The sequence below is a fragment of the Paenibacillus alkaliterrae genome, from assembly GCF_021532375.1.
Taxonomy (GTDB): Bacteria; Bacillota; Bacilli; order Paenibacillales; family Paenibacillaceae; genus Pristimantibacillus; species Pristimantibacillus alkaliterrae.
This window is the reverse complement of the sequence record NZ_JAKGAP010000004.1, coordinates 11974-27159: the sequence shown is the minus strand read 5'-3', so window position 1 is coordinate 27159 and position 15186 is coordinate 11974. Positions and strand designations below refer to the sequence as shown.

Sequence of the window (15186 nt, the reverse complement as noted above, 5' to 3'; positions counted from 1 at the left end):
TTATTAACGTTTTTTAAGTCTGTTGAGTAAGAAAAGCTGAAGCATCTATTTTTTGAACGGTGTCTATCGTACCGCCGCCTAAGCAAATATCACCATCGTAAAGTACGACCGCTTGCCCCGGAGTGACGGCTTTCTGCGGCTTGTCGAATACGATATGGGCAGAACCGTCCTCCATCATCGTAACGGTAACACCCTGATCCTGCTGACGGTAACGGAATTTCGCAGTACAGCGAAGCGGTCCCGCATAGGAAGAGGGAACGATCCAGTTCATTCCGGTCGCGGTCAAGCTCACCGAATACAGGCTCGGATGCTGCTCGCCCTGCACGACGTACAACAGGTTGCGCTCTAAATCCTTTTCGGCTACGAACCAAGGCTCGCCTGATCCAGATCCTCCGATGCCAAGTCCTTGGCGTTGGCCAAGCGTGTAGTACATAAGTCCGTCATGGCGGCCCTTCTTCTCCCCGCTGCGGATATCGATCATATCGCCCGACTGCGCCGGCAAGTAGCCGCTCAGGAAGGTCTTGAAATTGCGTTCGCCGATAAAGCATACGCCCGTGCTGTCTTTCTTCTTAGCTGTATACAGCCCAGCCTCCTCGGCTATCCGGCGTACTTCCGGCTTCGGCAGATGACCGATCGGGAACATCGCCTTCGCAAGCTGCTTCTGATTAAGGGCGCTTAGGAAATAGGTTTGATCCTTATTCGAATCTACGCCGCGAAGCAGCTTCGTTTCGCCTTCCGGCGTACGCTCGACGCGGGCATAATGGCCGGTCGCCAAATAATCGGCGCCAAGCTCCAAAGCGCGCTGCAGAAAATCGCCGAACTTGATTTCCCGGTTGCACATGACATCGGGATTCGGCGTGCGGCCCCGCTTGTATTCATCAAGGAAGTAGGTGAATACCTTGTCATAATATTGCCGTTCAAAGTTTACGGTATAGTAGGGAATGCCGATTTGATCGCATACGCGGCGGACATCTTCCGAATCCTCTTCCGCCGTGCAATGACCGAACTCGTCGGTATCGTCCCAGTTTTTCATAAATATGCCGATCACGTCGTAGCCTTGCTGCTTAAGCAGCAGCGCGGTGACGGAGGAGTCAACGCCTCCTGACATGCCAACGACAACTCTAGTCGAAGCTTTAGGTTTATCCATTATTAGCACCGCCTTGTTAAATCAAACACTTATCATTGTATCATACGCTGAAAATTTTATCTTGAAGATGTCAACCTTTTTGCACATGTTTCATACGGGATATGTTAACATATAAGTGAAATGGGAATACAGTGGATTAAAAACATATAAAGAGGTGTCACATTGAAAATATCGACGAAAGGCCGCTACGGCTTAACGATTATGATGGAGCTGGCGGCTAAGTTTGGAGAAGGCCCGACTTCGCTTAAGAGCATCGCTGAACGGAATCAGCTTTCCGAACACTATTTGGAGCAATTAGTCGCACCGCTGAGGAATGCCGGTTTGGTAAAGAGCATCAGGGGCGCCTACGGCGGGTACATTTTGTCAAAGGAACCGGAGAGCATTACCTCCGGCGATATCATCCGTATATTGGAAGGTCCGATCTCTCCTGTCGATTTTACGGAGGAGGACGATCCGGCGAAGCGCCAATTATGGCTGCGAATTCGCGACAGCATCGCTGAGGTGTTAGATTCAACTACGCTGGCTGATCTCATTTCGTTCGAAGATGAAGGAAAACCTGATAGCTACATGTTTTATATTTAAAGGAAGCTGACCGATGAGAACTTATTATTTTGATCATGCCGCCACGACACCAATGCATCCAGACGTCGTCAGAACGATGCTCGAGCTCATGCAAGGGCCTGGCGGCAATTCATCCAGCATGCATGCCTACGGCAGAGCGGCGAAGCAGCAGTTGAACCGTTCGCGTGACCGGATTTCGGCCGCACTTTGCTGTAAACCTGCAGAGCTGCTCTTCACCTCAGGAGGCACGGAGAGCGATAATGCCGCATTGATCGGAGCTGCAAGAGCGCAGCGTAAACGAGGCAAATCCCATATTATAACTTCAGCGGGCGAACATCACGCTGTTCTTCATACATGCGAGTGGCTAAAGAAAGAAGAAGGATTCGCTCTGACCGTGCTGCCGGTCGATAGCAGCGGCCTTACGTCACCGGAGCATGTGAGGGAATCCATGACGCCGGAAACAGGTCTAGTGAGTATTATGCACGGCAACAACGAGGTCGGTACGATCCAGCCTATCGGGGAAATCGGAGAAATCGTCAAGGCGGGCGGCGCTTTGTTTCATGTAGATGCGGTGCAAACACTGGGTCACTTGGATTTGAACCTCCGCGAGCTGCCGGTTGATTTGATGAGCTTCTCCGCTCACAAAATAAACGGACCGCAGGGCGTAGGCGCATTATACGTGGCCAGCGGAACGCTGCTTGAAGCGATACAGTACGGAGGCTCGCAGGAAAGAAAGCGGCGCGCAGGCACGGAAAACGTAGCCGGCATTGCTGGTTTTGCCGAAGCTGTTGACATTTGTGTGAACGATCGCCAAAAAAAGCAACTTTTTATGGACGAGCTTCGTAAGAGATGGATAGAGCTGCTAATGACGAATGTGGACGTACCGATTATCGTAAACGGCAATGAACAGAATCGATTGCCGCATATCGTTAACATTAGCTTTACCGGTGTCGATACGGAAGCCATGCTGATGAACCTCGACATGGAAGGCATTGCGGCAGCAAGCGGCTCGGCCTGCACTTCCGGCGCGCTCGAACGGTCACATGTTTTGCGCGCAATGCATTTACCGGAAGAGCAAATTCAATCGGCTGTAAGATTTAGCTTCGGATTGGGGAATACTGTGAAGGAATTAGAAGACGCCGCATATATCGTTGGAACGGTCGTGAGGCGTATTCGTAATAACTACTAGGAGGATTCCGTCTAGGCGTGATCAAACTTCAACAGCTTATTGGGCTTCCCGTTATTGTGATCCATTCCGGCAGGCTGGTCGGGACCGTCAAGGATGCTTGGTTTGACGAGCATTGGCAGCTTAAGGGAATCATTCTGGACACTGCAAAATGGTTTGCTACTTCTGTGAAAATAGTGGAGTGGTCCGACGTGTTATCTTGCGGAGAGGACACCGTCATCATAGCAAGCGAAGATGCGATCGTTCGGATGAAGCCGAAGCAATTGCTGCGTTCCTTTTACACTGGATTAGTGAAATTAAGAGATCTGCCAGTTATGACTGTCCAAGGCATTCAGCTTGGACGCGTATCGGATGTTTATTTTTACCCAAATCAGGGTACACAAATAGTAGGCTACGAGCTTACGGACGGTTTTGTTTCGGATCTGATGGAGGGGCGTAAATGGTTGAAGGCGCCGAGTGATCCGGATACCGTGTTACTCGGGGAAGACGCGATTATTGTTCCTGCTGTCAGTGAAGCGGAATTGGAGCCTGTCGCAGCTTCCAATTCAATCGATAGGGAGAAATGAAAGATGATGAGATGTCCGAATTGCAATTCGAAAGATATAGGGAAAATTGGTTCCCATCAGTTTTATTGCTGGGGATGCTTTATTGAACTGACAGTCAACGGCGACAAAATGTCGGTTTACCAAGTGGAAGAGGACGGCACGTTAAGCTCGCTCGACGACTTGTTTTTTGAAGAGGAAATACCGCAAGTACACGTCAACTGACGTCGTGTTGAATAAACATGCATACGGAAAGACGGCCGCGGCCGTCTTTTTTTGTTGCTTTAGGATGATTTTCACCGCTTGTACATATACTGAACTAGTTCCGCTTTGTCCTTTCGGACAGAGGGGGAAAAAGCTGGCTCGGGGGTGAGGACGGTGGAACGCTTTACGAAGAGCCGTCTATTTGTATGGCTGGTCTACATCATTTTAGGTTTAATTGCTGTATATCTCATGCTGCAGATTAAGCCGCTTATCGTAAATGTGTATGTATTTCTAAGGGCCGTGCTTGCGCCATTTATTATCGCTATGATCATTTCTTACGTACTTAATCCGGTCGTCACGCTGCTTCACGAGCGCAAGGTGCCGAGAACGATCGCGGTGCTGCTCATCTATGCTGTATTTTGTGCGGTCATTACAGTGCTGCTTGTCAATTTGATCCCGATGGTAATCGATCAGGTGCAGGAGTTTAACCGGCATGTGCCGGAGCTGTCTATGCGTGCGCAAAACATCGTTTCGGATATTAATAACACCTCGTTTTTACCGGAAAGCATTCGCAGCGGGATAAACAAATCCTTGATGAATATTGAGAAAAAGCTCTCCGAGAGCCTGTTTACCTTCGTAAACAATATCGGATCGATGTTAAACGCCGTTTTCATTGCGTTCATTATTCCGTTTCTTGCCTTTTATATATTAAAGGACTTCGACGTATTCGAGCGAACGGTTATTACGTACGTGCCGAAGTCTCATCGCAAAAATACGGTCAGGCTGCTGAAGGATATCGATGCCGCGCTTGGCAGCTACATTAGGGGACAGTTTCTCGTTTGCGTCATCGTCGGCATATTGGCTTATTGCGGTTATCTGCTGATCGGAATGCCTTATGCACTTCTGTTAGCGGGCATTGTAGCCATAACGAACGTCATTCCATATTTGGGCCCGTTCTTTGGCGCGGCGCCCGCTATATTAATGGCTTCAACCGTCTCGCTTAAAATGGTTATTCTCGTAGCCATCGTCAACACGCTGTGTCAAATCCTTGAGGGGAACGTCATTTCGCCGCAGGTCGTCGGGCGAACGCTGCATATGCATCCTTTGGCAATTATATTTGCATTGCTTGTCGGCGGGGAGATTGCCGGGATCATCGGCATGATTTTGGCCGTGCCGATCTTCGCTGCCTGCAAGGTCATTGTCCAGCATATGTTTGCCTATTATGTGCGGCGAAAGATTATTTGACAGGCGCAAGGGGTGTAGCTATAATTTTAAAATAATATAGTGTATATTTGGATAAAGCGTTGACGAAATGAAGTAAGCCATTGTCCGTTAGCCAGAGAGAAGGTCTCTTCGCGATTGCTCCTTATAGAGCTTTCAGCGTCGGTTGAGAAGGCTTTTATGACGAAGGGTGGCCGAAAGCTCTTTTCGGAGTGTGAACGAACTTCACCGGGTGGACCCGTTAACGTCCAATGAAGGCGATTGCGCCTGCTTCACGAAGCAGCGTAATAACCAGGGTGGTACCGCGAATGATTTCGTCCCTGTCTATGACAGGGGCGTTTTTTGCGTTTTATAATTTGAAGGAGGCTCATAATAATGAAAGCAAGTGAAATCCGAGCAAAATGGCTCGCTTTTTTTGAAAGCAAAGGCCATAAAATGGAACCAAGCGCATCGCTCGTTCCGCATAACGATCCGTCTCTTCTATGGATAAATGCAGGCATGGCGCCGCTTAAGCCTTATTTCGACGGGCGCGTCATTCCAGACAATCCACGGATTACGAATTCGCAGAAGTGCATTCGCACGAACGATATCGAAAATGTCGGCAAGACCCGCCGCCACCACACGTTTTTTGAAATGCTCGGCAACTTCTCGATAGGGGACTACTTCAAGGAGGACGCGGTTACTTGGGGCTGGGAGTTTTTAACGAGCCCGCAATGGATAGGCTTCGACCCGGAGCGCCTTTCTGTAACGGTATATCCTGAGGATGAGGAAGCGTTCGGCCTCTGGAACAAAAAAATCGGTCTGCCTGCAGAGCGGATTTATAAGCTGAATGAAAATTTCTGGGATATCGGCGAAGGCCCTTGCGGACCTTGCACCGAAATTTTCTATGACCGCGGCGACAAATATGGAGATCTGTCCGATCCGGAATGCTGGCCGGGCGGCGAGAACGAACGTTTCCTCGAAGTGTGGAACATCGTTTTCTCGGAATTTAATCATAACAAGGATGGCAGCTATACACCGCTTCCGAGCAAAAATATCGACACAGGCGCCGGACTTGAACGTTTCGCTTCTATTTTGCAGGATGTAGATTCCAATTTCGATACCGATCTTTTCCGTCCAATTATCGATCGTACATGCGAAATCGCGAAAGTAAGCTACAACAAAAATGAAGAGCATGACGTCGCGCTTAAAGTCATTGCCGATCATATTCGGACGGTTGCGTTCGCGGTCGGCGACGGCGTTATGCCTTCTAATGAAGGCCGCGGTTATATTATTCGCCGCTTGCTGCGCCGCGCGGTCCGTTATGGGAAAACGATCGGCATCGATCGTCCGTTTCTTCACGGTCTGACGACAGTCGTTGGCGAGGTTATGGGCGTTTACTATCCGGAGGTCGTAGAGAAGCGTGAGTTTATCGAGCGCGTTATCCGTACGGAGGAAGAGCGATTTCATGAGACGTTGTCCGAAGGACTGGCTATGCTGTCCGAGCTGGTTGCTGCTGCAGTCAAAGCGGGCAGAAAGGAAATTAACGGCGATGACGCTTTCCGGTTGTATGATACGTACGGCTTTCCATTTGACCTGACGGAAGACTTCGCTTTGGAGAACGGCATGGCCGTAGATCGCACCGGTTTCGATGCCGCTATGGAAGCGCAGCGCGAACGCGCGCGCGCGGCTCGCCAAGAGACGGGCAGCATGAAGATTCAAGGCGGCCCGCTTGGCGATTTTACGGTTAAAAGCGAATTTGTTGGCTATAATGAATTGGTAACACAATCCCAAATCATAGCGATCGTTCAAGACGATGCGTTCGTTGATTCGGCGGAAGAGGGCAGCAGCATCATCGTAATATTGGACCGTACGCCTTTCTATGCGGAAAGCGGAGGGCAAACCGGCGACATAGGAACGATTTCAGGCAGCGGCTTCACTTTGGAGGTTGAGGATGTTACGAAAGCTCCGCATGGACAGAGCGTTCATCATGCGGTTGTGACAGCAGGTACGGTACGTACCGGCGAAGCAGCTGAAGCGATCGTAACGAGATCGGTACGCGAGGATGTCATCAAAAACCACACGGCTACGCATTTGCTTCATAAAGCGCTCAAAGAGGTGCTTGGCGAACACGTTAATCAGGCAGGGTCTCTTGTAGAAGCAGAACGGTTGCGGTTTGACTTCTCTCACTTTGGCAGCATCACGGCGGATGAGCTTGCTGCCATCGAGCGTCGCGTTAATGAGCAGATCTGGCTTGGAACCACCGTTTCGATCGATACGAAAACATTAAATGAAGCGAAAGCAATGGGCGCTATGGCATTGTTCGGCGAGAAATACGGCGACGAGGTGCGTGTCGTGCAGGTAGGAAGTTACAGCCTTGAGCTGTGCGGGGGCTGTCATGTCGGCAATACGTCGCAAATCGGATTATTCAAGCTGCTAAGCGAAAGCGGCATCGGTTCGGGCGTTCGTCGAATCGAAGCCGTTACAGGCAAGCATGCATATCATTATTTGGAGGGCCAGCTTGATCTCTTTAAGCAATCGGCTTCCTTATTGAAATCGCACACAGCGGATGTGCCTAAACGGATCGAGGCTTTGTTCGGTCAAGTGAAGGAGCTCTCGCGCGAGAATGAGTCACTGCAAGCCAAGCTGAGCCGAATTGAAGCGGGCTCATTGGAAGCAAACGCGAAAACCGTCGGCGATATTACCGTATTGTGCGCCAAAGTAAGCGCGCCGTCGATGGACGCGCTTCGCGGAATCGTCGATGAGCTGAAGCTGAAGCTCGAATCGAGCATTATCGTGCTTGGCGCAATCGCTGAAGATAAAGTGAACTTGGCGGCTGCCGTATCTCCTGATCTCGTGAAGAAGGGCTTCCATGCCGGCAAAATCGTAAAAGAAGCGGCTGTACACTGCGGCGGCAGCGGCGGCGGACGTCCCGATATGGCGCAAGCAGGCGGCAAGGAAACATCTAAGCTGGATGAGGCATTGAAACTTGCGGAAGAACTGGTTCTCGGTCAAGCAAATGTGATATGATAGAGAAGAATAGCGGTTTGGAAAGCGAGGTGCTGGCAATGAGTTCCATGGATCAAACAATGAAATTTAACGTGAAGGCGGAAGGGGTTGAATCTTCTCAAGACATTCTGCTGTCCGTGCATGAAGCGCTCCTAGAGAAAGAGTATAATCCGATTAACCAGATCGTTGGGTACTTGCTGTCCGGAGACCCCGCGTATATTCCGCGGCATAACAACGCCAGAAGTTTAATTCGCAAGAAGGAACGAGACGAATTAATCGAAGAGCTTGTCCGGTTTTATTTGAGCCACAAGAAACATAACAAAGGGTCAGGAGCCGGTTGAGCAATGAGATTAATGGGATTAGATTACGGCGACCGCCATATTGGCGTCGCCGTAAGCGATGCGTTTCGCTGGACCGCGCAAGGTACCGGAGTCGTTGATCGCAGGCGTGACAGAGGTGAATTTGACCGAATAGCCGATCTTGTGAAAGAGCATGAGGTTAGCGAAATCGTCGTAGGCTTGCCGAAGAATATGAACGGTACAATTGGTCCGCGTGGCGAAATTTGCATGGCATTTGCAGAAGAGCTGCGGCAAAAACTAAACTTGCCTGTTCACCTTTGGGATGAAAGGCTGACAACAGTAGCAGCTGAGCGTACGCTTATCGAAGCGGATGTCAGCCGAAAGAAGCGAAAGCTTGTCGTAGACAAAATGGCGGCGACGCTTATTTTGCAAAATTATCTCGATTCTAAAGCGAAAAGGTGAGGGTAACCATGACAAATGAAGATTTGGAATTCGAAGAGCCGGAAATTATTTATATTCCGGATGAAGAAGGCAATGAAGAGGAATTCGAGGTCATCATGAAGTTTGAGGTTGATGGTTCCGATCAGAAATATATGATGGTTGTCCCGCTGACAAGCGAAAATGATGATGAAGAAGATGAAGTATATGCTTTCCGTTATGAAGAAGAAGGCGATGATCTAAAGCTATATACGATCGAGGATGAGGAAGAATGGAGTATGGTCGAGGAGACATTCAACACTCTGCTCGGCGAGATGGAGGAACAAAACTAATGTCCGGCACGGAGCATCAGTCACCTAAGGAGCTGAACAGCTTGAAAGAAGCATTCGGCAAAGACATTCAGTTAATCGCAGAAGACGGCGGCGCAGAGATATACGATATTAAGGCCGAGTTTCAGCTCGGCGATCATATTTATGCAGCGCTTCAATCCGATATCATGCGCGGGGAAGATGAGGTAGAGCTGTTCCGCGTTGTTCACGCGGGCGGCGAGCCGCAGCTCGAAACGATTGAGGACGATGAAGAGTGGGAAGCAGCTTCCGAGGCATATGATGATTTATTGTTTACGGACAACGAACGGCCATAAGAGGCGACAAGTGGATATGCAGTAGACAAAAGGGCGGCTTATCACCGCTCTTTTGTTCTAGGCTGACCTGTTAAAAGTCGGGATCAGCCGTATTCGTCTGCGATTAGCGAACGAAAGCTATTATAGAAGGATAATAGGGGGTCTAAAGTTGGACAAGTCATCACAGCAGTCAGATCATAACGATTATCAAGAAGCGGGCCCAAAGCGCGGCCGCATTACGATGTGGGTTGTTTTAAGCTTGCTCGGCATTATGATCATCGGCGCAGGAAGCATCGCTTTATACGTTTGGAGCAGTCTTCAGCCTGCAAAGGCGGGCGATATGCGCAAGATTGAAGTTACGAGGGGATCATCCGCAAATGACGTCGCCGATTTGCTTGAACAGCATGGCATTATCAAGAACTCATTTATTTTCAAATATTACTTGAAGCTGCATGATCAGGGCTCACGGTTTCAAGCGGGCCAATATGAGCTTAACCCGGGGATGGAAAATGACGCGATCATTGCAAAGCTGAATGCCGGCGACACGGTGGCGGCTGAAACGATTCGCTTTACGATACCTGAAGGTTTTACGGTGCTGCAAATTGCGGATAAGCTAGCTGCTGAGAGCTTAATCGATAAGAATAAATTCATTGCATTAATAGCAGCCCAATCCGCTTGGGGAGATGCTGAGGCGGTACGCTCCATTCCTGAGAATGATAAGCTGCATCAGCGTCTGGAGGGGTACCTGTTTCCGGAAACCTATGAGATGAAGACGGGCAGTACCGAAGAAGATATCATCAAACGAATGGTCTCGGAGCTTGATCGCAAGCTTGGCGAGCTTCCAGAGGGCTGGCTGGACGTGCTGGAGGAGAAGGGCATGAGTCTGCATGAGCTTATCACGATCGCTTCGCTCGTTGAGCGGGAGGTTGTCGTAGACGAGGAGCGTGCGCTGGTGGCTGGAGTCATTCATAATCGGATTAAGGAAGGCATGAGGCTCCAAATCGATGCGACGATTCAATATTTGCTGGATAAACCGAAGGAAAGGCTGTACAACAAGGATTTGAAGGTAGAGAGCCCTTACAATACTTACGAGGTTGACGGCCTGCCGCCAGGTCCGATTGCAAGCCCGAGCTTAGCATCGATTCAAGCGGTACTGTATCCGGAGGAAACGGAGTATATGTTCTATGTAACCAAAAAGGACGGAACGCAGACGCATCTGTTCGCGAAGACCTACTCCGAGCATTTGAGAAATATAGATAAGAGCAACCAGTAGGCAGGGTAAGCGGACAAGCTTGCGGGCCTTTAAGCGGAACGGAATAAGGAGGATTAATAAAATGACGTATAAGCCTGAATTGTTAGCTACCGCTGCGTCGATGGAGGAACTGGAGCGTCTCATTGCTGCAGGAGCAGACGCATTTGTTATTGGCGAAGCCCGTTACGGGATGCGGTTAGCTGGAGAATTCAGCCTGGATCGCATGGCTGAAGCGGTTAAGGCCGCGAAGTCCGGAGGCGTTCGGATTTATGCGGCAGTGAATAATTTGATGGATAACGATGCGGTCGAGTCTTTGGATGCCTATGTGGCTTCACTTGCGGAAGCAGGCGTAGACGCTATTGTTTTCGGTGATCCAGCCGTTCTTATGTCAGCGCGTGCGCATGCGCACGGCATGGCCTTGCACTGGAATGCAGAGATGACCTCTACGAATTACGTCACGGCAAATTATTGGGGACGCAGAGGGGCCGCAAGATACGTGCTGGCTCGCGAGCTTAATATGGAGCAGGTCGTGGAAACCATTTCGAATACGGAGCTCGAGGTGCAGGTACAGGTGCACGGAATGACCAATATTTATCATTCCAAGCGTTCGCTTGTGAATAGCTATATGACTCATCAGTCAGAGCCGGACCGTTTGGCACGGAAGGACAAGGAGCGCGGCTTATATGTGATGGAAGCTGAGCGGCAGGATGAACGTTACCCGATATACGAGGATGCGAACGGAACGCATATTATGAGCTCAGACGATATTTGCATGGTCGAGAATCTGCAGGAGCTGATGGAAGCAGGCGTACACAGCCTGAAAGTGGAAGGCCTTATGAAATCAATCGAATACAACGAAATCGTTATTCGCGCTTATCGCCAGGCCATCGATGCATACCTGGCAGATCCAAATGGCTATGAGTTCCAGGAGGAGTGGCTGGAATCGATTCAGGCAGTACAGGATCCTAATCGCGAGCTAAGCTACGGTTTCTTTTTCAAAGAGCAAGTGTATTGAGAGCAGGAGGTAGAGAGAATGACGACAACAGAGAAGACGGCCCCGCGCTACCAAGGCAAACGGCATCGTCTGGATAAGCCCGAGTTGCTCGCTCCGGCCGGCAATTTGGAAAAGCTGAAATTCGCAGTTCATTATGGCGCGGATGCCGTATATATCGGCGGCCAGAAATATGGCCTGCGTTCCAACGCAGACAACTTTAGCTTCGAGGAAATGAAGGAAGGCGTGGAGTTCGCTAACCGATACGGGGCAAAGGTGTTCGTCGCAACGAATATTTATGCGCATAACGAGGATGTAGAAGGTTTAGAGGATTATTTGCGCGGACTTGAAGATGCGGGAATAGCCGCTATCATCGCTGCCGATCCGGCAATCATCGAGACGGCGCAGCGCGCAGCGCCAAAGCTGGAGGTGCATCTCAGCACCCAGCAATCGACGCTCAACTGGCAGGCGGTGCAGTTTTGGAAATACGAGGGCTTGCCGCGCGTCGTGCTGGCCCGCGAAACGAGCTTCAAGGACATTGCTGAAATTAAAAAGCATGTCGATATTGAAATCGAAGCATTCATTCATGGAGCCATGTGCTCCTCATTCTCCGGACGCTGCGTGCTGTCCAATCATTTTACGGATCGGGATTCCAACCGCGGCGGCTGTTCGCAATCCTGCCGCTGGAAATACGATCTGTTTGTGGATGATATGCCGCTGTACCCGGAGGAAGAGGATAAGTTCACGATGGGCTCCAAGGATTTGTGCATGATCGAGTATTTACCGGAACTGATCGAGGTTGGCGTGGACAGCTTCAAGATTGAGGGCAGAATGAAAAGCATCCATTATGTGGCTACTGTCGTCAATGTGTATCGTCAAGCGATTGACGCTTATTTCGCTGACCCGGAGCATTTTGAGCTGAAGCAGGAATGGATAGAAGAGATTAATAAGGCGGCTAATCGTCCGCTTAATACGGGATTTTTCCTGGATACGCCGGGCTCGGAGGATCATATTTACGAGCCGGAAGAAAAAGCGGCTCCTTATGATTTTGCCGGAGTCGTACTTGATTACAATGCGAAAACAGGCTTCGCTACCGTGCAGCAGCGCAATCATTTCAAGCTGGGGCAAGAGATCGAGTTTGTAGGTCCAAAGGGCATCTTCTTCAAGCAGACGGTGACGGAATTGACCGATGCGGAAGGTCAATCGCTCGACGCGGCCCGCCATCCGTTGCAGCACATCCGGATTCGCACCCTAAAGCCGGTAAAGCCGATGGATATGATGCGCAAAAAGGTCGGAAATAAATAAAATATATGCTGCGCTGCCAGATCCTTATTTTTCCAATAAAATAAGGCTCTTTTTTTATGCATTTATTATTATAAATTGACAAGAGTCTGCCGATATAAAAATAATAGATTGCTAAAGGCGGTGTCTTTCCCAATGAAAAATGCAGATGAAAACAAAGCGATGAAGTCGAAGAAGGAAAGCAATGAAAGTCATCAGAGCGCGGAAAATAACGGCAAAACCGCTCTTTCCATGAAAGCGCAATCAGGCATGAAGGCAGTTTCCCAGGCGGCTATCGCTTTATCGGATACCGTAAAGGATTCGAAGCTGTCAAACCCGATAAAGTCTGTCGGCATGAAGCTTTTTGCCATTATTTTTTGCAGCATTATCGCATGTGTCTTGACAGTAGGACTTATGGCTTATTCGAAATCGAAGGAGATCGTTGAAAGCAAGGTATCCGATGCCAGCTTCCAGACCGTCAATCAAGTGGCTAATAATTTGGATGTCATTTATAAAACGTATGAGGATTTGACGCTTCAAATTTTAATCGATAAAGATTTCCATGAAACTGTAAGGTCTATGCTGGACAGCAAAGACGATTACAACAAGTTTGAAGCCTCGCGTAAACTTAGCGAAAAGATGCAAAACTACGTGATGGGCAATAACACGATTACGGGTTTGATTTTGCTGCCGATTAATCCGGAATTAAGCGTTGTAACTGCCGGCTCGGCTGCTGCCAGCAATGCAGAAAAGCTCATGAAGTCCGAGTGGTATACCCAAACGATCGAGAAGGCTGGAAAAACAAATTGGATTGCGCCTCAGGCTGAAGGTCTGGCTGGAACTGCTGCTAATCCAAGCATCGGCGTCAGCCGCATAATTAAAGACAGTATGTCGAATGAAGCCTCTTATGTTTTATTGATGGAAATTCAATTGGATTCATTAAGCAATCGTTATGCCGACGTAGTTCTCGGTCAAGAAAGCGAGATGTCGATTGTTGACTCGAACGGCAATTATATCGCTTCTCCTAATACGGAGCTGATCGGTAAGCCGGCTAAAGTAAGCTTGCCCACAGAAGGAGACATGGCCCATAATGGCTCTCTAAAAGTTGCGTCCACGGACGGCACGGATGTACTGGCAGCTTACAAAACGTTCGAAACGATGGACTGGAAGCTTATAGGCACAGTGCCGGTTAATGAGCTCGTCAAGGATGCGAAGGCTATTCAAACGATGACCTGGATTACGGTGTTCGTCGCGGCGTTAATTGCGATCGCAATCGGTGCGCTTGTTATTTTGACCATTGCACAGCCGTTAGTTAAGCTTCGGAATTTGATGAATGAAGGCGCGGGCGGCAACCTGACCGTTCGCTCCACGATGAAGAAACGCCAGGATGAGATCGGCGAGCTTTCTGAGAGCTTTAACCTGATGATGTCGCAAATTAAAGCGCTTGCCGTCCAAACGACGCGTTCCGCAGAGGATGTGCTGCTAACGGCAACGGACCTCACGGAAGCGTCGCGGAAAACCGCATTATCTGCGAAGGAAATCGCGGTTGCGACCGAAGAAATTGCAGGCGGAGCTACCAGCCTTGCGGTTGAAGCTGAGAGAGGGACCGATCTTACGGGCAACATCGACGTACAAATGAAAAAAGTAATCGATGCGAATCAGCAGATGGTACGCTCGGCAAGCGAGGTAGAGAAGGCCAGCGAGCAGGGTACCGCATATATGGGCGTTCTTATCCAAAAGACGGGAATGACGGAAGAAATGACGCGTTCCATGGTCGAGAAGGTCGATGCGCTGAAGGAAAGCACGGGATCGATCGTCAAAATATTGGATGTGCTTAATAACTTGACGAAGCAAACGAATATTTTGTCCTTGAACGCTACGATTGAGGCGGCACGCGCAGGGGCAGCGGGCAAAGGGTTCATGGTGGTAGCCGACGAAATCCGTAAGCTTGCGGATCAATCCCGGCAGTCCATTGACGTAGTCGGACAAATTACAGAAAAAATTAGAGGCGAGATTGATGAGACGGTGCATGTTCTGTCGGATGCGTATCCGTTGTTCCAAGAACAGATTGGATCGGTTAAGGAAGCGAATCAAATTTTCTTGACGGTACAGGGCCAGATGGGACAATTCGCCGAGAGGCTGGAGCTCGTTACGGATTCGATTAGCCAGCTTGATCAATCGCAGTCGGTCTTATCGGAAGCGATGACGAATGTCAGCGCCGTTGCGGAAGAATCGTCGGCAACCTCCGAGGAAGTCGCTTCTCTGAGCTCCGAGCAGCTTAGCATCAGCGACGGCATGGTACGCTTGTCCGAGAAGCTGGATGCGGTCTCGCGCGAGCTTAAGAATTCGCTGTCTCAATTCAAAATTGAATAAAATGGATGAGCTGTTCAGTGATTGATGCTGAACGGCTTTTTTTTATATCCGCAGAGCAGGTGGAGGTTTGAACGGAAGGAC

The 15186-nt window shown here is 49.6% G+C and carries 15 protein-coding genes; 14 read left to right on the top strand and 1 reads right to left on the bottom strand.

Going from position 1 to position 15186, the window contains the following annotated elements; genetic code table 11:
- Positions 1–13 precede the first annotated feature (13 nt).
- Entirely contained in the window at positions 14–1147 is a 1134-nt protein-coding gene (mnmA, locus tag L1N85_RS02265; protein ID WP_235234499.1) for a tRNA 2-thiouridine(34) synthase MnmA, read from the bottom strand.
- 162 nt (positions 1148–1309) lie between these two features.
- Between mnmA and cymR the strand changes: the two genes are divergently transcribed.
- The 14 genes from cymR (at position 1310) to L1N85_RS02195 (ending at position 15105) form a co-directional block, all read left to right on the top strand.
- Positions 1310–1729 carry a cysteine metabolism transcriptional regulator CymR gene (gene cymR / locus L1N85_RS02260; RefSeq protein WP_235234495.1) on the top strand — a complete coding sequence of 140 codons (420 nt, stop codon included), beginning with the start codon at positions 1310–1312 and terminating at the stop codon, positions 1727–1729.
- A gap of 13 nt (positions 1730–1742) precedes the next feature.
- A complete protein-coding gene (locus tag L1N85_RS02255; RefSeq protein ID WP_235234494.1) occupies positions 1743–2897 on the top strand; it encodes a cysteine desulfurase family protein in 1155 nt (384 codons plus the stop codon).
- A gap of 17 nt (positions 2898–2914) precedes the next feature.
- Entirely contained in the window at positions 2915–3460 is a 546-nt protein-coding gene (locus L1N85_RS02250; protein WP_235234491.1) for a PRC-barrel domain-containing protein, read from the top strand.
- 3 nt (positions 3461–3463) lie between these two features.
- Positions 3464–3661, top strand: coding sequence for a hypothetical protein (locus L1N85_RS02245; RefSeq protein ID WP_235234488.1), 198 nt, complete (start codon positions 3464–3466; stop codon positions 3659–3661).
- 153 nt (positions 3662–3814) lie between these two features.
- Complete coding sequence (locus L1N85_RS02240) at positions 3815–4885, top strand: AI-2E family transporter (protein ID WP_235234486.1); 1071 nt, start codon at positions 3815–3817, stop codon at positions 4883–4885.
- Positions 4886–5236: 351 nt separating this feature from the next.
- Entirely contained in the window at positions 5237–7870 is a 2634-nt protein-coding gene (gene alaS, locus L1N85_RS02235; protein ID WP_235234485.1) for an alanine--tRNA ligase, read from the top strand.
- 38 nt (positions 7871–7908) lie between these two features.
- A complete protein-coding gene (locus L1N85_RS02230; RefSeq protein WP_235234484.1) occupies positions 7909–8190 on the top strand; it encodes an IreB family regulatory phosphoprotein in 282 nt (93 codons plus the stop codon).
- Positions 8191–8193: 3 nt separating this feature from the next.
- Positions 8194–8610 (top strand): Holliday junction resolvase RuvX, encoded by a 417-nt coding sequence (ruvX, locus tag L1N85_RS02225; RefSeq protein WP_235234482.1) that lies wholly within the window; start codon positions 8194–8196, stop codon positions 8608–8610.
- A gap of 8 nt (positions 8611–8618) precedes the next feature.
- A complete protein-coding gene (locus L1N85_RS02220; protein WP_235234481.1) occupies positions 8619–8918 on the top strand; it encodes a DUF1292 domain-containing protein in 300 nt (99 codons plus the stop codon).
- Positions 8918–9229, top strand: a complete 312-nt coding sequence (locus L1N85_RS02215; RefSeq protein ID WP_235234479.1) for a DUF1292 domain-containing protein — start codon at positions 8918–8920, stop codon at positions 9227–9229. Before L1N85_RS02220 ends, L1N85_RS02215 begins: the two co-directional genes overlap by 1 nt.
- A 220-nt stretch (positions 9230–9449) precedes the next feature.
- Positions 9450–10481, top strand: coding sequence for an endolytic transglycosylase MltG (mltG, locus tag L1N85_RS02210; protein WP_235234610.1), 1032 nt, complete (start codon positions 9450–9452; stop codon positions 10479–10481).
- Between the two features lie 61 nt (positions 10482–10542).
- Complete coding sequence (locus L1N85_RS02205; protein WP_235234478.1) at positions 10543–11475, top strand: peptidase U32 family protein; 933 nt, start codon at positions 10543–10545, stop codon at positions 11473–11475.
- 18 nt (positions 11476–11493) lie between these two features.
- A complete protein-coding gene (locus L1N85_RS02200) occupies positions 11494–12756 on the top strand; it encodes a peptidase U32 family protein (RefSeq protein WP_235234476.1) in 1263 nt (420 codons plus the stop codon).
- Positions 12757–12888: 132 nt separating this feature from the next.
- Positions 12889–15105: a methyl-accepting chemotaxis protein gene (locus tag L1N85_RS02195; RefSeq protein WP_235234474.1), complete on the top strand. Its 2217-nt coding sequence runs from the start codon at positions 12889–12891 to the stop codon at positions 15103–15105.
- Positions 15106–15186: the final 81 nt, after the last annotated feature.

Bases quoted from the DNA above. Each gene is read 5' to 3' on its own strand.
- L1N85_RS02205 (WP_235234478.1), top strand. From the start codon at position 10,543: ATGACGTATAAGCCTGAATTGTTAGCTACCGCTGCGTCGATGGAGGAA.
- L1N85_RS02215 (WP_235234479.1), top strand. From the start codon at position 8,918: ATGTCCGGCACGGAGCATCAGTCACCTAAGGAGCTGAACAGCTTGAAA.
- mltG (WP_235234610.1), top strand. From the start codon at position 9,450: ATGTGGGTTGTTTTAAGCTTGCTCGGCATTATGATCATCGGCGCAGGA.
- alaS (WP_235234485.1), top strand. From the start codon at position 5,237: ATGAAAGCAAGTGAAATCCGAGCAAAATGGCTCGCTTTTTTTGAAAGC.
- L1N85_RS02200 (WP_235234476.1), top strand. From the start codon at position 11,494: ATGACGACAACAGAGAAGACGGCCCCGCGCTACCAAGGCAAACGGCAT.
- ruvX (WP_235234482.1), top strand. From the start codon at position 8,194: ATGAGATTAATGGGATTAGATTACGGCGACCGCCATATTGGCGTCGCC.
- L1N85_RS02230 (WP_235234484.1), top strand. From the start codon at position 7,909: ATGAGTTCCATGGATCAAACAATGAAATTTAACGTGAAGGCGGAAGGG.
- mnmA (WP_235234499.1), bottom strand. From the start codon at position 1,147: ATGGATAAACCTAAAGCTTCGACTAGAGTTGTCGTTGGCATGTCAGGA.
- L1N85_RS02195 (WP_235234474.1), top strand. From the start codon at position 12,889: ATGAAAAATGCAGATGAAAACAAAGCGATGAAGTCGAAGAAGGAAAGC.
- L1N85_RS02220 (WP_235234481.1), top strand. From the start codon at position 8,619: ATGACAAATGAAGATTTGGAATTCGAAGAGCCGGAAATTATTTATATT.
- L1N85_RS02255 (WP_235234494.1), top strand. From the start codon at position 1,743: ATGAGAACTTATTATTTTGATCATGCCGCCACGACACCAATGCATCCA.
- L1N85_RS02245 (WP_235234488.1), top strand. From the start codon at position 3,464: ATGATGAGATGTCCGAATTGCAATTCGAAAGATATAGGGAAAATTGGT.